This window comes from Pedococcus sp. NPDC057267 (genome assembly GCF_042668795.1).
In the GTDB taxonomy this organism is placed as follows: domain Bacteria; phylum Actinomycetota; class Actinomycetes; order Actinomycetales; family Dermatophilaceae; genus Pedococcus.
The window spans coordinates 1-18263 of sequence record NZ_JBHUYG010000089.1 but is presented as its reverse complement, the minus strand read 5'-3'; the positions used below and the strand labels follow the sequence as shown (position 1 = coordinate 18263).

Annotated in this window: 17 protein-coding genes; 12 read left to right on the top strand and 5 right to left on the bottom strand. The window is 72.6% G+C overall.

Going from position 1 to position 18263, the window contains the following annotated elements; genetic code table 11:
* The coding region (locus ACFUC1_RS16555) for a cupin domain-containing protein (protein ID WP_379121727.1) at positions 1-447 on the bottom strand (447 nt) is incomplete at its 3' end.
* Between the two features lie 185 nt (positions 448-632).
* Here ACFUC1_RS16555 and ACFUC1_RS16550 point away from each other — a divergent pair.
* The 6 genes from ACFUC1_RS16550 to ACFUC1_RS16525 all read left to right on the top strand — a co-directional run bounded on the left by ACFUC1_RS16550 (position 633) and on the right by ACFUC1_RS16525 (position 7442).
* The gene (locus ACFUC1_RS16550; protein WP_379121725.1) at positions 633-1133 is read left to right on the top strand and encodes a GNAT family N-acetyltransferase; all 501 of its coding nucleotides are present in this window, start codon (positions 633-635) and stop codon (positions 1131-1133) included.
* Between the two features lie 270 nt (positions 1134-1403).
* Positions 1404-5279, top strand: coding sequence for a galactose oxidase-like domain-containing protein (locus ACFUC1_RS16545; RefSeq protein WP_379121723.1), 3876 nt, complete (start codon positions 1404-1406; stop codon positions 5277-5279).
* A gap of 178 nt (positions 5280-5457) precedes the next feature.
* Complete coding sequence (gene crcB / locus ACFUC1_RS16540) at positions 5458-5979, top strand: fluoride efflux transporter CrcB (protein WP_379121721.1); 522 nt, start codon at positions 5458-5460, stop codon at positions 5977-5979.
* Entirely contained in the window at positions 5976-6344 is a 369-nt protein-coding gene (locus tag ACFUC1_RS16535) for a DUF190 domain-containing protein (RefSeq protein ID WP_379121719.1), read from the top strand. The genes crcB (ACFUC1_RS16540) and ACFUC1_RS16535 overlap by 4 nt, the downstream gene beginning before the upstream one ends.
* Positions 6341-6712, top strand: coding sequence for a fluoride efflux transporter CrcB (crcB, locus tag ACFUC1_RS16530; protein WP_379121717.1), 372 nt, complete (start codon positions 6341-6343; stop codon positions 6710-6712). The genes ACFUC1_RS16535 and crcB (ACFUC1_RS16530) overlap by 4 nt, the downstream gene beginning before the upstream one ends.
* Positions 6713-6725: 13 nt before the next feature.
* Positions 6726-7442 carry a sulfite exporter TauE/SafE family protein gene (locus tag ACFUC1_RS16525; protein WP_379121715.1) on the top strand — a complete coding sequence of 239 codons (717 nt, stop codon included), beginning with the start codon at positions 6726-6728 and terminating at the stop codon, positions 7440-7442.
* A gap of 2 nt (positions 7443-7444) precedes the next feature.
* Here ACFUC1_RS16525 and rocD read toward each other — a convergent pair whose 3' ends face one another.
* Positions 7445-8737: an ornithine--oxo-acid transaminase gene (gene rocD, locus ACFUC1_RS16520; protein ID WP_379121713.1), complete on the bottom strand. Its 1293-nt coding sequence runs from the start codon at positions 8735-8737 to the stop codon at positions 7445-7447.
* 174 nt (positions 8738-8911) lie between these two features.
* Between rocD and ACFUC1_RS16515 the strand changes: the two genes are divergently transcribed.
* The gene (locus ACFUC1_RS16515) at positions 8912-10279 is read left to right on the top strand and encodes a cyclic 2,3-diphosphoglycerate synthase (protein WP_379121711.1); all 1368 of its coding nucleotides are present in this window, start codon (positions 8912-8914) and stop codon (positions 10277-10279) included.
* A 44-nt stretch (positions 10280-10323) separates the two neighbouring features.
* Positions 10324-11136, top strand: a complete 813-nt coding sequence (gene ppk2, locus ACFUC1_RS16510; protein ID WP_379121709.1) for a polyphosphate kinase 2 — start codon at positions 10324-10326, stop codon at positions 11134-11136.
* A 94-nt stretch (positions 11137-11230) separates the two neighbouring features.
* Here ppk2 and ACFUC1_RS16505 read toward each other — a convergent pair whose 3' ends face one another.
* Entirely contained in the window at positions 11231-12355 is a 1125-nt protein-coding gene (locus ACFUC1_RS16505) for a cation diffusion facilitator family transporter (protein WP_379121707.1), read from the bottom strand.
* Between the two features lie 54 nt (positions 12356-12409).
* On the opposite strand from ACFUC1_RS16505, the gene ACFUC1_RS16500 reads away from it, so the two are divergent.
* Positions 12410-12820 carry an ArsR/SmtB family transcription factor gene (locus ACFUC1_RS16500; RefSeq protein WP_379121705.1) on the top strand — a complete coding sequence of 137 codons (411 nt, stop codon included), beginning with the start codon at positions 12410-12412 and terminating at the stop codon, positions 12818-12820.
* Here ACFUC1_RS16500 and ACFUC1_RS16495 read toward each other — a convergent pair.
* Together ACFUC1_RS16495 and ACFUC1_RS16490 are read right to left on the bottom strand one after the other, a co-directional pair.
* On the bottom strand, positions 12799-13476 hold the full coding sequence (locus tag ACFUC1_RS16495; RefSeq protein WP_379121703.1) for a response regulator: 678 nt from the start codon (positions 13474-13476) through the stop codon (positions 12799-12801). The genes ACFUC1_RS16500 and ACFUC1_RS16495 overlap by 22 nt on opposite strands.
* Complete coding sequence (locus ACFUC1_RS16490) at positions 13473-15095, bottom strand: ATP-binding protein (RefSeq protein WP_379121701.1); 1623 nt, start codon at positions 15093-15095, stop codon at positions 13473-13475. The genes ACFUC1_RS16495 and ACFUC1_RS16490 overlap by 4 nt, the downstream gene beginning before the upstream one ends.
* A 192-nt stretch (positions 15096-15287) precedes the next feature.
* Here ACFUC1_RS16490 and ACFUC1_RS16485 point away from each other — a divergent pair, with 192 nt between their 5' ends.
* The 3 genes from ACFUC1_RS16485 to ACFUC1_RS16475 all read left to right on the top strand — a co-directional run bounded on the left by ACFUC1_RS16485 (position 15288) and on the right by ACFUC1_RS16475 (position 18173).
* Positions 15288-16097, top strand: a complete 810-nt coding sequence (locus ACFUC1_RS16485) for an ABC transporter ATP-binding protein (protein WP_379121699.1) — start codon at positions 15288-15290, stop codon at positions 16095-16097.
* The gene (locus ACFUC1_RS16480) at positions 16094-17020 is read left to right on the top strand and encodes an ABC transporter permease (RefSeq protein WP_379121697.1); all 927 of its coding nucleotides are present in this window, start codon (positions 16094-16096) and stop codon (positions 17018-17020) included. The genes ACFUC1_RS16485 and ACFUC1_RS16480 overlap by 4 nt, the downstream gene beginning before the upstream one ends.
* Before the next feature lie 64 nt (positions 17021-17084).
* On the top strand, positions 17085-18173 hold the full coding sequence (locus tag ACFUC1_RS16475) for an ABC transporter substrate-binding protein (RefSeq protein WP_379121695.1): 1089 nt from the start codon (positions 17085-17087) through the stop codon (positions 18171-18173).
* Positions 18174-18263: the final 90 nt, after the last annotated feature.

Genomic DNA, 18263 nt, shown 5'->3' with positions numbered 1-18263 from the left:
GGCGGGGTGCCGCGTCGGGGGACCGGCGGTCCGGTGCTGCGGCAGTCGGTGCCGTTCAGCGGGCCACGGCACGGGGACCGGGTCCCCGTCGCCGACGCGGGCGGTCGCACCGGGCGTCGAGGCGACAAGGGCCACGGCTCCGTCGGGACCGGCCGTGACCTGCCGGTCGACGCCGGCCGGGAGGACGACGGCGTCGGTGGTCCCGAGGTCGACCTGCTGCTCGCCGAGGGTCCCCGACAGGGTGCCCTGCACGACGACGAGGACCTGGTCCTCGCTGACGGAGTGGAGCGGGCCGGTTGCTCCGGCGGCCATCTCCGTGCGCCACACGGCGACCGACGCCGTCGCCGGTCCGGACGGGGAGGCGTAGGTGCGCATCGTGGCAGCGGGGGTGACGACCGTGCGGGCATCTGCCAGCCGGACGTCGCGGGAGGTGGACATGGTGGTCATGAGCGATCTCCAGAGGGTTTGGGGAACGGCCGAACGGTGGTCGACGCATTGGACAACTTAGTTGATCATGACATAGTGGTCAACTAAGTTGTCCAAAGCCTGGGTCGTGGCCGCATGGGCGTCTCCTGGAGAGGCCGGGCAAATCCCGGTGACGTGCCTGACGAGCGACTGTCATGATCTGCGGCGTGATCACCTTGGAGCTCGTGCCGGAGGCGGCCATGGAGGCGATGCTCGAGGGCGACCTGGCCACGGCCAGCGAGGCGGCCGGACGGCCGTTGCCCCGGTTCTTCCTCGAGGAGAAGTGGCTGTGGCGCATCCGCCTGGTGCAGGCACGCACGTCGCAGCCGGACGCCCCGTGGCTGGTGCGGTCGGCGGTGGTGCACCCCGGCGGCGAGGTGGTCGGGCACGCCGGGTTCCACGGCAGACCCGACACCCACGGAATGGTGGAGGTCGGCTACACCGTCGTCCCCGAGCGGCGCGGCCGTGGCCATGCGCACGAGCGGATGGCTGCCCTCGTCGAGGAGGCGCGAGCCTCGGGCGGCGTCCGCGTGGTTCGCGCCACGATCAGCCCGGGGAACGTCGCCTCGTTGGCCGTCGCCCGCCGCGCAGGCTTCTCCCACGTGGGCGAGCAGTGGGACGACGAGGACGGCCTCGAGCTCGTGTTCGAGAAGGTGCTCGAGGGGTAGGGCACCGAGGGCTGACGGCGCTGGTCTGGGTCGGGCCGCGGGGCACTCCTGGTCGGTCCCGGCTCCGGCGCTGGGCGGGCAGGTGCTTACGCAGAACTGCGGAGGCCCCGGCCCGTGGGCCGGGGCTACGTTCGGGTCGATGACGCTCGCGCGCCACGCGGACGGCCTTGAGGGGCCGAGCCTGTGAGCCGCCCACCGAGTCGTCGGTGCAACGGCGGGAAGGGGACGGGCATGGTCCCTCGCAGGCAATCGGCCAGGGGAGGCGCGGCAGTGGCAGCGCTGGCCCTGGCGTTGTGCGGCGTCGGAGTGGGCGTCGGTGCAGGACCCGCCGGGGCGGTCGGGGGAATCGCCGTCGACACCATCGTGACGACGCACGCGACCAAGAGCTGGACCAGTGTCACCTCGCCGGCGTTCACGACTTCGCAGGCCGGGGAGCTCCTGCTCGCCTTCGCCACCGCGGACGGACCGACGACTCCGACCCAGACCATCACCGGCATGAGCGGCGGAGGGCTGACGTGGCGGCTGCGTCAACGCACCAACGCCCAGCTCGGGACGGCGGAGGTCTGGCAGGCGGTGGCCACGACGGTGCTCACCAACGCGACGGTGCGCGCCACGCACTCGGGCTCGTACCAGGCGTCCATCACGGTGGTGTCCTTCACCGGCGCCGACCTCACCGTCGACGGGGCCGTCAAGGGCGCCAGCGCGGCGACCGGCGCACCGAGTGCCGTGCTGACCACGACCCGCGGCGGGTCGTGGGTGTGGGGTGTCGGCAACGACTACGACCGCGCCGTCGCCCGGACCGTGGGCACCGGTCAGACCAAGGTCGACGAGTTCCTCTCCCCGAGCGGTGACACGATGTGGGTGCAGCGCCAGACGGCGACCACCCCGTCGGCCGGCACCCAGGTCGCCATCAACGACACGGCGCCGACGAACGACCGCTGGGACCTGTCCGTCATCGAGATCCCTGCAGCCTCGCCGGACGTCACGCCACCGACCATCTCCGCGGTCTCGAGCGGAACGCCCTCCGCGAGCACCGCCACGGTCACGTGGACGACCGACGAACCCTCCACGAGCCAGGTCCTGTACGGCACGTCGACGGCATACGGGTCGACCACCACCCTCGACGGTGCGCTGGTGACCTCGCACTCCCAGCAGCTGACCGGGCTGGACCCGAGCACCCTGTACCACTTCGCTGTGAGGTCGGCGGACCAGGCCGGCAACGTCGCCACCTCCGCAGACGGCACGTTCGACACCGCCGCGGCCGCCATCGACACGACGCCACCGACGGTCGCAGTCACCGCTCCCGCCGACGGGTCGACCGTGAGCGGGTCCGTGCTCGTGACGGCCACGGCCTCCGACGACACCGGTGTCGTCGGCGTGCAGCTCGCCGTGGACGGAACAGCCCTCGGCCCGGAGGACACGGCGCCGCCGTACTCGGCCTCGTGGTCGACGACGACGGTCTCGGACGGCGCGCACACGGTCTCGGCGAAGGCACGGGACGCCGCGGGGAACACGACGACGGCGAGCGTCACGGTCACGGTCGCCAACGCGGGGTCCGACCCCGGTGTCGTCGGTTCCTGGGGACCGGTCCAGCCCTGGCCGGAGGTGTCGATCCACGCGGCCCTCACGGACACCGGCAAGGTCCTCACCTGGCAGGGCGACTTCAGCCAGGGCGGCCAGCAGTACCTGCTCGACCCGTCCACGGGTGCCACGACACAGGTGCCCAACGCGGCGGCCGACCTGTTCTGCGCGGGCCAGGCGGTCCTGGCCGACGGACGGATCCTGGTCGTCGGGGGGACGGCCACCAACGGTGGCCTCGGCATCACCACCGTGACCGCGTTCAACCCATCGACCGGGACGTGGCAGACCTTGGCGCCGATGCACCACCCCCGCTGGTACCCCACTGCCACCACGCTGGCGGACGGCAGGGTGCTGGTGACGTCGGGGGCGAACACGTCGTCCACCGACCTCGTCCCGGTGCCCGAGGTCTACGACCCGAGGACCAACACCTGGTCCGACCTGACGACCGCCACGCGGACCATCCCGTACTACCCGTTCGTGTACCAGCTTCCGGACGGCAGGGTCCTCCAGTCGGGGGCGTCGGAGGAGCCCACGTCCACCATCGTCCTCGACCCGACCACACAGCAGTGGTCGACCGTCGACAGCCGCGCGCTCGACGCCGCGTCGATCACCAGCTACGCCCCCGGCAAGTTCCTCAAGGCCGGGAGCGCGTCCGACGGAGGCTTCAGCGGGCAGTCGGCCAGCACGGCATACACCCTCGACCTCACCCAGCCGGGCGCGACGTGGCAGCCCACGGCCTCGATGGCGTACCCCCGCAGCTTCGTGAACCTGACGACGCTGCCCGACGGCACCGTCCTCGCCACCGGCGGTGGCACCGACAAGTCCGGGCAGGTCGCGTCGAACGCCGTCATGCCGGCCGAGGTCTGGAACCCCGCCACCGGCACGTGGCGGACGGTGGCGTCGATGTCGGTGCCACGGCTCTACCACTCCGTCGCCGTGCTGCTGCCGGACGGCCGCGTCTTCGTGTCCGGGTCGGGCGGGGACACGGGCGTCGACGACCAGAAGAGCTACCAGATGTACTCGCCGAGCTACCTGTTCAAGGGCCCCCGCCCGACGATCACGTCTGCTCCGACGTCGGCGCAGTACGGCGGCACCGCGTTCGTCCAGACTCCCGACGCCGCCGACATCGCCTCCGTGTCCCTCATCCGGACCGGGTCCGTGACCCACTCGTTCGACCAGAACGCCAGGGGCATGCAGCTGCCCTTCACCCGGACGAGTGACGGCATCTCCGTCCAGCTGCCCGCCAACGGCAGCACGGCGCCCCCTGGCTACTACATGCTCTTCATCGTCAACGGGAACGGTGTGCCGTCCGTCGCTGCCATGACGAGGCTGCCGGCCCCCTCGGAGGACCTCGTGGCCCCGACCGCGCCGAGCGGCCTGACCGCGACCGGCGGCACCGGTCGGGTCGACCTGTCGTGGACGGCCTCCACCGACGACGTCGGCGTCGCCAGGTACGACGTCTACCGCTCGACGGCGACCGGGTTCGTCCCGGGCCCCTCGAACCAGGTGGCCCAGGTCGCTGGCACCACGACGACCTACCGGGACTCGGGCCTGTCGGCAGGCACGTACTACTACGTGGTGAAGGCAGAGGACGCCGCGGCCAACATCAGTGCCGGCTCGAACGAGGCGAACGCCACCGCCACCGCGGACACGACCGCGCCCACGGCGCCGTCGAACCTCGTCGCCACGCCGTCCGCCGGCCAGGTGGCCCTCAGCTGGACGGCCTCCACCGACGACGTGGGCGTGACGAGCTACACGGTCCTGAGGGGCGGGGTGCCCCTCGCCACCACGACCGGGACCGGGTACACGGACACCTCCGTCGCGGGCGGCTCCTCCTACACGTATGCCGTGACCGCGAAGGACGCAGCCGGCAACGTCAGTGCCGCGTCCGACCCCGTCACCGTGACGGTCCCGACCACGACCCGGTCGATCACCGTCGACAAGGTGGTGAGCGCCCACCGCGGCACGGCTGCCACCACCGTCGCGGCCACCGGGGTGACCACGACCGGCAGCCAGGAGCTGCTCCTCGCCCTCCTCAGCTCCGACGGCCCCAGCGGTGGCGGGACGGCGGCGTTCTCGGGCGTCGCCGGGGGTGGGCTGACGTGGACGCTCAGGCAGCGTGCGAACGCCCAGCCCGGGACCGCCGAGATCTGGCAGGCGGTCGCCCCCACCCCCCTGACGAACGTCACGGTCACGGCCACGCAGGCTTCCGGCTCGTGGCAGTCGTCGCTCACCGTCGTCGCCTTCCTGGGCGCCGACACCTCCACCGGCGCCGCCACCGCGACCAGCGCGGCGACAGGAGCACCCAGCGCCACCGTGACGACCACCCGCGCCGGGAGCTGGGTCTGGGGGGTCGGCACCGACTGGAGCACTGCGACGGCGCGGACCGTGGGCCCCGGCCAGACGATCGTCGACCAGTACCTCGCGCCGGCGGGGGACACGTACTGGGTCCAGCGACAGACAACCCCGACCGCGGCCTCTGGCACGGCTGTGACGACCAACGACACCGCGCCCACTGCGGACCGCTACGACCTCGCGGTGGTGGAGGTACTGGCAGCCCCGTGATGGTCGCGGCCCGTGACCTGACCGTGAGGGGTCGTCGGTGTGCCGGGGCAGCGGTGCGGCGGTTGGCCGCACGCTAGACTCCGAGCCGATGGCGGTGGGGCTCGCCGACAACCGCAGCGCACGCGCTGCCAACAGTCCCTGCTGGAGTCCTGTGCACCCACGACCCGGTAGGAGACCCATGACCGAGCCCCAGCAGTCGCCCCTCGGCCTCGGTGCCACGGTCGACCCCGACGTCGACCTCCGGGGGGAGCCGGCCCGCCGGGAGTGGTCCTCGCACCGGTGGGTGCTTCCGGTCGTCGCGGTCGGCGGGATGCTCGGTGCCACGGCGCGCTACCTGCTCGCCACGGCACACCCGGCACCGGCGGGCGGGATCCCGTGGGGGACCTTCACCATCAACGTCACCGGGTGCCTGCTCATCGGCGTCCTCATGGTCTTCGTCGTGGAGGTCGGCGGCACGCACCCGCTGCTGCGGCCGTTCCTGGGCGTCGGGGTCCTCGGTGGGTACACGACCTTCAGCACCTACACGGTGGAGACGCTCGGCCTGCTGCGGCACGGCGCCACCGTGGCCGCCATCACCTACCTGCTGCTCACCGCGGTCGCGGCGCTGGTCGCCGTGGCCCTGGGTGCGTCAGCCACGCGCGGCACCCTCGCCCTCGTCCACCGACGCAGGCGCAGCACCGACCGGGAGGAGCACCGATGACCACCCTGCACGGACCGGCCCGGAGGCTGACCATCTACCTGGGTGAGTCCGACACGTGGCAGCACAAGCCCACCTACACCGAGATCGTGCACCGCGCGCACGCCGCCGGGCTGGCGGGCGCGAGCGTTCTGCGCGGCATCGAGGGCTTCGGCACGTCGCAGCGGATCCACACCTCCCGACTGCTGTCGCTGTCGGAGGACCTGCCCGACGTCGTCGTCATCGTCGACACCGCCGAGAAGGTGGACGCGTTCCTGCCGGTCATCGACGAGCTCGTCACCGAGGGCCTCGTCACCCTCGACGACGTCAGCGTCCGCGTGCACCGGTTCCGCGGGTCCGCGGGCGACCTCTCGGGCGGGGAGCGGTGACGGCCCTGCTGGTGCTGTGGCTCGGTGCCGCGGTGGGGGCGCCTGCGCGCTACCTCACCGACCGGGCGGTCCAGGCCCGGCACGACAGCGTCCTGCCCTGGGGCACCCTCACGGTCAACGTCGTGGGCTCCCTCGTGCTCGGGCTGCTCACCGGCCTGGCCAGCCACCACGCGGTGCCGCACCCCGTGACCCTCGCCCTCGGGACGGGGTTCTGCGGGGCTCTGACGACGTACTCGACGTTCAGCTACGAGACCATGCGCCTGGTCGAGAGCCGCTCGTACCTCATGGCGGGCGCCAACGTCGCCGGAAGCCTGGTCGCAGGCATGCTCGCGGCCGGCGCCGGCTACCTGGCCGGCAGCGCCCTGTGAGCTCGTGGACCCGGTGAGCCTGGCCGTCGCGGCGGTGGCTGCCTTCGCCCTCGCGGTCGTCTCGGCCGTCGCCGGCTTCGGGGGCGGAGTCGTCCTGCTGCCGGTGTTCACCGCCCTGTTCGGGCTGCGGGTCGCCGTCCCGGTCCTGACCCTCGCCCAGCTGGTCTCCAACGGGTCCCGCGTGGGCTTCAACGCGCGGCACATCGACTGGCGCCTCGTCCGGAACTTCGCCCTCGGGGCCGTCCCGACGGCGCTCGGCTTCGGCCTGCTGTTCGCCACGGCACCGGCGGCCGGCCTCCAGCGCGTCCTCGGGGTGTTCCTGCTCGTGGTGGTCGTCCTGCGGCACGTCCACCGGCGGCAGCTGCGCCGCCCGAGCCCTCGGTCCTTCGTCGCCGTGGGCGCCGCCTCCGGCGCCGGGTCGGCGCTCCTCGGCAGCGTCGGGCCCCTGACGGCGCCGTTCTTCCTCGCGTACGGCCTGGTCAAGGACGCCTACATCGGCACCGAGGCGGCGGGGGCGGTGGTGATGCACGCCGCCAAGCTCGCGGCATACGGCACCGGGGACCTGGTGTCCGCGCGGGTGGCAACGCTCGGCGCGGTCCTGGCGCCGGCGACGATGCTCGGGGCGTGGACCGGGAAGCGGCTGGTGCACCGCATGGACGAGCGGGTGTTCACGGTGCTGGTGGAGGTGGGCCTCGTCGTCAGCGGCGTGTTCCTCGTTCTGGGCGCCTGACGTCAGTCGCCGTGGTGCCCCTGGCCACGGTGCCGGCGGGCGTCGGCGAGGACGCCGGCAACGGCGTCGAGCAGGAGCTCGACCTCGCCCTCGCCGATGACCAGCGGGGGAGCGAGGCGCACGGTCGACCCGTGGGTGTCCTTGGCCAGGACGCCGCGCTCGAGCAGCCGGTGGCACGCCTCGCGCCCGGTCATGAGCGACGGGTCGATGTCGACGCCCGCCCACAGGCCACGGCACCTGACCGCGTCCAGGCCTTCCCCGACGAGGGCGCGCAGGCCCGAGCCGAGCAGCAGGCCGAGCCGCCGCGCCCGCTCCTGGAACTCGCCCGTCGCGAGCAGCGCGACGACTGCCTGGCCGACGGCCGCGGCGAGCGGGTTCCCGCCGAACGTCGAGCCGTGGCTGCCCGGGGTGAAGACGCCGAGGACGTCGCGGTGGGCCACCACCGCCGAGAGCGGGACGATGCCGCCACCGAGGGCCTTGCCGAGCACGTAGACGTCGGGCACGACACCCTCGAGGTCGCACGCGAACGTGGTCCCGGTGCGGCCGAGCCCCGACTGGATCTCGTCCGCGACCATGAGGATGCCGTGGTGCCGCGTCAGCTCGCGCACCCCGCGCAGCCAGCCGTCCGGCGGCAGGACGACCCCGCCCTCGCCCTGGATCGGCTCGAGCAGCACGGCCACCGTCTCGTCGGTGACGGCCGCCTCGAGCGCCTCGAGGTCCCCGAACGGCACGAGGTCGAACCCGGGGGTGTACGGGCCGTAGTGGTCCCGGGCGACCGGGTCGTCGGAGAAGCTGATGATCGTCGTCGTGCGGCCGTGGAAGTTGCCGTGCATCGCGACGATGCGCGCCCGGCCGTCCGGCACCCCCTTGACCTCGTACCCCCACCGGCGCGAGGCCTTGATCGCGGTCTCGACCGCCTCTGCCCCGGTGTTCATCGGCAGCACGAGGTCCTTGCCGGCGAGCGTCGCGAGGTCCCGGCAGAACGGTCCGAGGCGGTCGCTGTGGAACGCGCGGCTCGTCAGGGTGAGCCGTTCGAGCTGGGTCCGGGCCGCCGCGACCAGCCCCGGGTGCAGGTGGCCGAAGTTGAGGGCCGAGTAGCCGGCGAGGGCGTCGAGGTAGCGGCGCCCGTCGATGTCGGTGACCCAGGCGCCCTCGGCGTGGGCGAGGACGACGGGGAGGGGGCTGTAGTTGCTCGCCACCCAGTCCTGCGCCATCGCGATGTGCTCGTGCGTGGCGTCGTACGGTGGTGCCTTCCCGACACCGCCGGACCCCGAACGCGAGGCCGTGTCGCTCACCTCTCGATCGTCCCACCGGGAGCTCTGACGGGGGAGTCCCCGTGACGAAGATCGCCCCCTCGGGCCGGTTCGCGCCCGGGCGCCCGGTGGGAGACTCGAGGTGGAGGGTCCCTCCCCAGGACCACCCGTCGTGGGTGCGTCGGCCACGGCAGGAACCCGGCCGGGGAGACGGTCATGACCAGCAGCAGCACCACCCGCACCCGCGTCGTCGTCCTGGGGGCAGCCGGACGTGACTTCCACGACTTCAACGTGGTCTTCCGGGACGACCCTGGCGTCGAGGTGGTCGCCTTCACCGCCACCCAGATCCCCGACATCGACGGGCGGCGCTACCCGACCGAGCTCGCGGGATCCCTGTACCCGCAAGGGATCCCGATCGTCGCCGAGTCCGAGCTGCAGGACCTCCTCGCCCGCGAGGCGGTGGACCTCGTCGTGTTCGCCTACTCCGACGTGCGGCACGAGCACGTCATGCACCTGGCGTCGCGGTGCATCGCTGCCGGCGCCGACTTCCGGCTCCACGGGGCGCGCCGGACCATGCTGCGCAGCAGCAGGCCGGTCGTGGCGGTGACGGCCGTGCGCACCGGCGTGGGCAAGAGCCAGACGACCCGCCACGTCGCGCGACTCCTGCGCCAGCGGGGGCTGCGGGTCGTGGCGGTGCGGCACCCGATGCCGTACGGGGACCTCGCCGCCCAGGCGTGCCAGCGCTTCGCCTCGTACGCCGACCTCGACCGGTACGACTGCACGATCGAGGAGCGCGAGGAGTACGAGCCGCACCTCGACGCCGGTGTCGTCGTCTACGCCGGGGTCGACTACGAGCGCATCCTGCGGGAGGCCGAGCGCGAGGCCGACGTCGTCCTCTGGGACGGCGGCAACAACGACCTGCCGTTCTACGCCCCCGACCTCCACATCGTCCTGGCCGACCCGCTGCGCCCAGGCGACGAGACGGCGTACCACCCGGGTGAGGCGAACGTCCGGATGGCCGACGTCGTCCTCGTCGCCAAGTGCGACTCCGCGCGCCCCGCCGACGTCGAGGCGGTCGAGGCCTCGGTGCGCTCGCTCAACCCGCACGCCACCGTGCTGCGGGCCGAGAGCCCCGTGACCCTCGACGACGCAGCCGCCGTCCGCGGGCGGCGCGTCCTCGTCGTCGAGGACGGCCCGACCCTCACCCACGGCTCGATGTCGTGGGGCGCGGGCGTCGTGGGGGCCCGCGCGGCGGGGGCCGCGGATCTCGTCGACCCCGTGCCCTACGCCGTGGGGTCGATCGCGGCGACGTACGCGAAGTACCCGAACGCCCGCGGCATCCTGCCGGCCATGGGCTACGGCGCCGAGCAGGTCCGCGACCTCGAGGCCACGATCCGCGCGGCGGTCGACGCGGGGGCCTGCGACGCGGTCGTGAGCGGTACACCCATCGACCTCACGCGGGTGCTGTCGGTGCCGGTACCGCTCGTGCGCGCACGCTACGAGCTGCGCGAGGTGGCGCCCGGTGGCCTGGCCTCGGCGCTGGACGGGATCGCGCGGGCCGCCTCGGCCACGACGGGCTCGTAGCCCACGACCGGCCACCGGGGGGCGCCCGCGCCTACCATCGACGCATGGCCAAGGACGCAGGCTCGACCGGTTCGCTCCCCGTGGAGGTGTACGAGGCGGAGCTGTTCCGCCTGCAGGCCGAGCTCGTCAAGGTCCAGGAGTGGGTCAAGGCGCAGGGGCAGCGCGTCGTCGTCGTCTTCGAGGGTCGTGACGCCGCGGGCAAGGGCGGCACGATCAAGCGCATCACCGAGTACCTGAGCCCGCGCAACGCGCGGATCGTCGCGCTGCCCACGCCGACGGAGCGGGAGCGCACCCAGTGGTACTTCCAGCGGTACGTCGAGCACCTGCCGGCGGCTGGCGAGATAACCCTCTTCGACCGGTCCTGGTACAACCGCGCCGGCGTCGAGCGGGTCATGGGCTTCTGCACACCGCACGAGCACCGCAGGTTCCTGCACCAGTGCCCGATCTTCGAGCGGCTGCTCGTCGAGGACGGCATCCTGCTGCGCAAGTACTGGTTCTCGGTCAGCGACTCCGAGCAGCAGCGCCGGTTCAAGTCGCGGCTCAGCGACCCCATGCGGCAGTGGAAGCTCTCACCGATGGACCTCGAGTCGATCACCCGCTGGGAGGACTACTCGCGCGCCAAGGACGAGATGATGGTGCACACCGACATCCCCGAGGCCCCGTGGTACGTCGTGGAGTCGGACTCCAAGAAGCGCGCGCGGCTCAACATGATGGCGCACCTGCTCTCGACCATCCCGTATGCCGAGGTGCCGGCCCCGTCACTGGCGTTGCCCGAGCGCCCGAAGCCCAAGGGGTACGAGCGGCCCCCGCGCGAGCAGACGACCTACGTCCCCGACCACGCCGCCACCCTGGGCTGACCCCGCGGCACCGGCGACCTCCGTCGCGCTGCGCGCTGTCCTCCGGCCGGCCGGACCCCGCCCCGCCCCGCCCCGCCCCGTCGGGCCGGCCGGGTCAGGCGTCGGCCGCGGGTCCTGCGGGTGACGTCGCGACGACCGCGTCGCGCAGGCGCGGCACCGCCGCGAGCAGGCGCTGCTCGACGGCCTCGGCCAGCCGGTGCGCCTGGGTGAGGGTGAGCGCGGCATCCACCACGACCGAGACGTCCGCGTGGACCTCGTGCCCGATCCATCGCAGTCGGAGCCGCCGCAGACCCAGCACCCCGTGCGTGCCGGTGACGGCCGCCTCGGCGGACGCCGTCAGCTCCGGCTCCACACCGTCCATCAACCGGCGGAAGACCTCGCGAGCAGCCGTCCGCAGCACGAGCAGGATGGCGAGCGTGATGCCCAGCCCGACGGCAGGGTCGGCCCAGCGCCACCCGAGGGCGACACCGCCGGCACCGAGCAGGACCGCGAGGGACGTGAGGCCGTCGGTGCGGGCGTGGTGGCCGTCGGCGACGAGCGCCGCCGACCCGATGGCCCGCCCCACCCGGATCCGGTAGGCCGCGACCGCCTCGTTGCCGAGGAAGCCCAGGAAGCCGGCGACCGCGACCCAGCCGAGGTTGTGCACCGGGGCGGGGTCGAGCAGCCGGCGCACGGCCTCCCAGGCGGCGAGGACCGCCGAGAGGGCGATCATCGCGATGACGAACAGGCCGGCCAGGTCCTCGGCGCGGCCGAACCCGTAGGTGTAGCGGCGCGTGGCCGCGCGTCGGCCGAGGAGGAAGGCGACCCACAGCGGCAGGGCGGTGAGGGCGTCGGAGAAGTTGTGGATCGTGTCCGCGAGGAGGGCCACGGAGCCGGACACGGCCACCACGACCAGCTGCAGCAGCGCGGTGGAACCCAGGCCCACGAGGCTGAGCCTGACGGCACGGATCCCGCGGGCGCTCGACTCCAGTGCGGTGTCGAGGGAGTCGGCGGCGTCGTGCGAGTGGGGGGTCAGGACGTGGCGGACCCGGTCCCACCAGCCGTGCCCGTGGTCGTGGTCGTCGTGCTCGTGCCCTTCCTCGTGGTGCCCGTCGTCGTGCCCGCGCCCGGGGTGTCCGGGCGAGGGGTCGTCGCGGTCGTGGGCGCCTCCCGGCTCCGTGGCCGCGGCCGATGGGGAGCCTTGGTCGGGGCCGTGCGGGTCGACGGTCGGGTGTGGCATGGCCAGCAGCATATCTGCGTACCTGTGAAGGTATGCACGCAGTAGGGTTGCGGCATGCACGACAGCCTCCCTGACCTCTCGATGCCCGAGGACGGGCAGGCGCACCTGGCCGCCGAGACCTTCCGGATGTTGGCCGACCCGACACGGATCAAGCTCCTGTGGGCCCTGCTCCAGGGGGAGTCGTCGGTGACCTGCCTCGCCGAGCTGGCCGGGGTGAGCCCCACGTCGGTGAGCCAGCACCTGGCCAAGCTCCGTCTCGCGGGGCTGGTCCAGGGGCGGCGGCAGGGCACCTTCGTGTACTACACGGCCGCCAACACCCATGTGCGTGCGCTGCTGTCGGAGGCCCTGTCGCACGCCGACCACGCGGACGGCGAGCTCGGGCCCGAGGACCAGCACAGCCACGCCACGACCAGGGCGGGGGCACGGTCGGCCATGCGGTCGGCTCAGGTGCGACGGCGCACGTAGCGGTGCTCCGGCCGCCCGGTGCTGCCGTAGGCGAGGTCGAGGTCGAGGAACCGCTTCCTGACGAGGGTCGCGAGGTAGCGCTGGGCGGTCGGACGGCTGGCCCCCAGGATCGCTGCCACCTCGGTCGCGCCGATCGGCTGCGGCGCCGACGCGACGATGTCGAGCACCTTGGCCATGGTCGGCTGCAGCGACTGGGTGGCGGGCGGTCGGCGGGGGGCGGTGGAGCGCATCCGGTACAGCGCGTCGATGGTCTCCTGGTCGGCCTCGGGTGCGGTCTGCGCGTGCTGGGCCCAGGCGCGGTACGCCTCGAGCTGCTCGCGGAGCGCGGCGAAGGTGAACGGCTTCACGAGGTAGTAGAAGGCCCCGAGCTGCATCGCGGTGCGGACCGACTCGATGTCGCGCGCGGCGGTCACCAGCAGGAAGTCGGGGACGAGACCTCCTGAGGCGGTCAGCCGCCGGACCAGGTCGAGCCCGTCGAAGTCGGGCAGGTACATGTCGAGCAGGAGCAGGTCGGGCGCGGTCGACCCGACCAGCTCCTGTGCCTCGGTGCCGCTGTGGGCCTGGCCCACGACCTCGAAGCCGGGCAGCTTCGCCACGCTCAGCGCGTGGGCGTGCGCCACGTGGTAGTCGTCGTCGACCACGAGCACGCGGATCACGACGCCACCTCGGCCACCCGCAGCGGCAGGGTGACCTCGAACCGCGCGCCGGCGGGGGAGCTGGCGACGATGGTGCCGCCGGCCCGCGTGACGAGCCGGTGCACGAGGGCGAGCCCGACGCCGCGACGCATGGCGCCGCGCGGCTCCTTGGTCGTGAACCCGTCGACGAACACCTCGCGCAGCTGGTCCTGCGGTATGCCGGGTCCGGTGTCCTCGACCACGAGGTGCAACCGGGCGCGGCCGTCCGTCCCGGGGGCGGTCGTGAGGGTCACGGTCACGGTCCCGCGCGGGCTGTCGCCCGCGGTCCGGGGGTCGTTGGCGACGGCATCGACGGCGTTGTCCACGAGGTTGCCCAGGACCGAGACCAGCGGCAGCTCGCCACCCTCGTCGGCACGGAGCTGGCTCTCCGGTGCGAGCCGGACGGCGACGTCGCGCTCGGCGGCGACGGTTGACTTGGCGAGCAGGAGCGCGGCGACGACCGGGGAGCCGATCCGCGTGCGGACCTCCTCGCTGGCATACGTCGTCTCGGCCTGGAGCTGGCTGCTGTAGCGCGTCGCCTCCTCGACCTCCCCGAGCTCGAGGAGCACCGCGAGGACGTGCAGCCGGTTGGAGAACTCGTGCTCCTGCGCCCGCAGGGCCGTCGACAGGCCCTCCATGGAGTCGAGCTGGCGCAGCAGGGCCTCCATCTCGGTGCGGTCCCGGATGGTGACGACGGACCCGGCGTCGCGGCCGGCGACGCTGACCGGCCGCCGGTTGAGGACCAGCAGGTGCTCGTCGGTGACGGCGACGAGGTCCGAGCCGGGGACCTCGCCGGTGACGATCCGGCGCACGCGTCCCTCGGGAAGCAGCTCCTCGACGCGTTGCCCGAGCCGAGCGTGCTGCAGGCCCAGCAACCGCCGGGCCTCGTCGTTGAGGACGTTGATGGCACCGGCCGCGTCCACCCCGAGCACGCCCTCGCGGATGCCGTGCAGCATCGCCTCGCGCTCCTGGACCAGGCCCACGATCTCGGCCGGTTCCAGCCCGAAGGTGACCCGCTTGATGGCGCGTGCGAGCAGGAGGGAGGCGCCGACGCCGAGGGCCAGGGCCACCGCGCAGTAGAGCGCGATGTCGGCCAGCTCGGCGTGCAGGCGACCACTCACCTGGGTCTCCAGGATGCCGACCGACACCTCGCCCACGACGCTGCCGTCGGCCGCGACCACGGGCGCCTTGGCGTTGGCGGACCGGCCGAGGCTGCCCTCGTTCATTCCCGTGTGGACCCTGCCGTCGAGCGCGACGACCGGCTCCTCCACGCGCTGGCCGATCAGTTCGGGGTTGGGGTGGGAGTGGCGGATGCCGGCGCGGTCGATGACCACGACGTAGGAGGCGTGGGTGCTCGCGCGGACACGTTCGGCGAGCGCGGGGATCTGGTTGCCGGGGTCGCCGTCGGCCAGCGCCCGGGCGACCTCGGGGGAGCGGCCCACGGCCTCGGCGATGCCCGCCGCCTGCTCGCGCGCCTGCGCGTCGGCCTGGTTCGCGGCGAGGCGGGAGAACAGCGCGAAGCCCACGGCCAGGGTCACCACCACGATGCCGAGGACCGCGGCGAGGATGCGCGCCGCCAGCGTCCGGCCCAGTCGCGGCATACCTCTCCCGTCCTCGTGGTGGCGCCGACGGTGGCGCCCGGGCGCCCTCGGTGGCGCCGGAACCAGCATGGCTGAGCAGATTGCACAAAACCATCGCTATCGCGGCTATCGGTCGCAACGCGCACAACGCTTCCTGCCGCCTCGCCCCCCTTCCTACGGTGACGCAACTCAACGACGAGAAGGGAACTCCCCATGGCGGCCATCGAGCTGCGGAACGTCACCAAGAAGTTCGCGACGTCGGACGGCGGGACGTACACCGCCCTGCAGGACCTGTCGCTGACGGTCGAGGACGGCCAGTTCTGCGCCGTCGTCGGTCCGACCGGGTGCGGCAAGTCGACCACCCTGACCCTGGTCTCGGGCCTCGAGCGCCCGTCGAAGGGGGAGGCGCTCGTCCACGGCGAGCCGGTCCGTGGCATCGGCGTCGGCACCGGATTCGTCTTCCAGCAGGACGCGGTGTTCCCCTGGCGGACGGTGCTGGACAACGTCAGCGCCGGACCGGTCTACCGCGGGGTGTCGCGGTCCGAGGCGCTCGTCCAGTCGCGCGACTGGCTGCGCCGGGTGGGCCTGAGCGGGTTCGAGGACCGGTACCCCCACCAGCTCTCCGGCGGCATGCGCAAGCGCGTGGCCCTCGCGCAGACGCTCATCAACCAGCCGCGGATCCTGCTCATGGACGAGCCGTTCTCCGCCCTCGACGTGCAGACGCGGGCGATCATGTCGACCGAGCTGCTCCAGCTGTGGGACCAGACCCGGCCCGCGGTCGTCTTCGTGACCCACGACCTGGAGGAGGCGATCGCCCTCGCGGACAAGGTCGTCGTCCTCACCGCCGGCCCAGGCACGGTCAAGGCCGAGTTCGAGATCGACCTGCCGCGCCCGCGGGTAGTGCAGGAGATCCGTTTCGACCCCAGGTTCGTGCGGCTGTACGAGCAGATCTGGGAGGCGCTGCGGGCCGAGGTCGAAGAGGCGTACGCCCGCACCACGCGAGCCGTGGCGGTGGCGTCATGATCGACACCGCGCACGACAGCCCCGCGGGCAACGACACCTCGCTCTCGCAGGCGAGCCAGGCGGAGCGGACACGGAACCCCGGGGCCGGCGACCGGCGCACCGGCTCCTCAGCGCGGCGGGCCGCGCGGCGACGTCGGCTGGTGCTCGCCGCCGCACGCGGCGCCATCGTCGTCGTCGCCCTCACCGCGTGGCAGCTGCTCGTCAACGCCAAGGTGGTCGACCCGTTCTTCTGGGGCGAGCCCTCCGGGGTCTGGGCCGACCTGCGCGACTGGGTGACGGTCGGGACGAGCCAGGGCTCGCTCGGCGAGCAGGTCGTGACGACGCTCGAGGAGGCAGTGCTCGGCTTCGTCATCGGGTCGGTGCTCGGCATCGTCCTCGGCATCGCGCTCGGCCGCGTGCAGCTGCTCTCCGAGCTGTTCGCGCCGTTCCTCAAGGCGGCCAACTCGATCCCGCGCATCATCCTCGGCTCGATCTTCACCGTGGCGTTCGGCTTCGGCATCCAGTCCAAGGTCATCCTGGCCGTGGTCCTCGTGTTCTTCGGGGTGTTCTTCAACGCCTTCCAGGGCGCCCGCGAGGTCGACCGGAACCTCATCGCCAACGCCCGGCTGCTCGGCGCGACCCGGTGGCAGGTGGCCAGGGACGTCGTCCTGCCGTCGGCGTTCACATGGATCCTCGCGAGCCTGCACATCAGCTTCGGGTTCGCCCTCATCGGAGCCCTGGTCGGCGAGATCCTCGGCGCCAACAAGGGCCTGGGCCTGCTGATCCGTTCGTCGCAGAACAACTTCGACATGAACGGTGTGCTCGCGGGGATGGTCCTCGTGGCGGTCATCGCCCTCACCGCCGAGGGACTGATCACCGTCCTCGAGCGCCGGCTCCTGCGCTGGCGGCCGCCGCAGGCGCACGGGGGAGCGGCCATCGAGTGACGACGCCGCCGGAAGGACCGGCCACCCGCACACCACGCAAGCACCGCAACTCAAAGGAGAGTGCATGAACACCAAGCGCCTCGCTGCCGTCGCGACGGCAGCCCTGGCCAGCGTCTCGCTGGCCGCCTGCGCCAACAACGCCTCGGGCAGCACGTCCGGCGGCTCGGCCGGCTCGTCCAGCAGCTCGGCCGGAGGTGCCAAGGACGCGTCGGCACCGACCGTCACGATCATGGTCGGCGGCATGAGCAAGCAGATCTACCTGCCGTTCATGCTGGCCAAGCAGCTCGGCTACTACGACAAGGCCGGCGTGAACGTGAACCTCGTCGACGAGCCGGCCGGTGGCGACGCCACCGAGAACATGCTCGCAGGCCAGGTCCAGGGCGTCGGCGGCTTCTACGACCACAACATCGCCCTGCAGGCGCAGGGCAAGTCGTCCGAGGCCGTGGTCTCGATGCTGCAGATCCCCGGTGAGGTCGAGCTGTGCCGCAGCGACCTCAAGGGCAAGGTGAAGAGCCCGGCCGACTTCAAGGGCCGCCAGCTCGGCATCACTGACACCGGCTCGTCGACCGACTTCCTCACGCAGTACCTCAGCAAGAAGAACGGGGTCGACCCGAGCCAGGAGACCCGCCGCGGCGTCGGCGCCGGGCAGACCTTCATCGCGGCCATGAAGCAGAAGGCGATCGACTGCGGCATGACCACTGAGCCCACGGTGTCGCAGGCGGTCGCTGACGGCACGGCGTTCATCCTGCTCGACATGCGCACGGCGGAGGGCTCCAAGGCGGCCCTGGGCGGCACCTACCCGGCGACGTCGCTCTACATGCAGACCAGCTGGGTGGACGCCCACAAGGACACCGTCCAGAAGCTCGTCAACGCGTACGTCTCGACGCTCACCTGGATCCAGGGCCACTCGGCCGCCGAGATCGCCGACAAGATGCCGGCCGACTACTACAAGGGCGTCGGAAAGGCCGCCTACGTCAAGGCGCTGGACAGCGAGAAGGGCATCTTCAACCCGACCGGGTTGATGCCGAGCGACGGTCCCGCGACGTGCCTCGCGGTGCTGGGCGAGTTCAACCCCAAGGTGAAGGGCAAGAGCATCGACCTGTCCAAGACCTACACCAACGAGTTCGTCCAGGCGGCCAAGCCGCTCGCCTGACCCGCTCCCGCACCCGCGCCCGCGACCCGGGCGCGGATGCGGGGGCCCGCATCGGACCCCCCCACGGGCCCGGCCGGCACGACGCCGGCC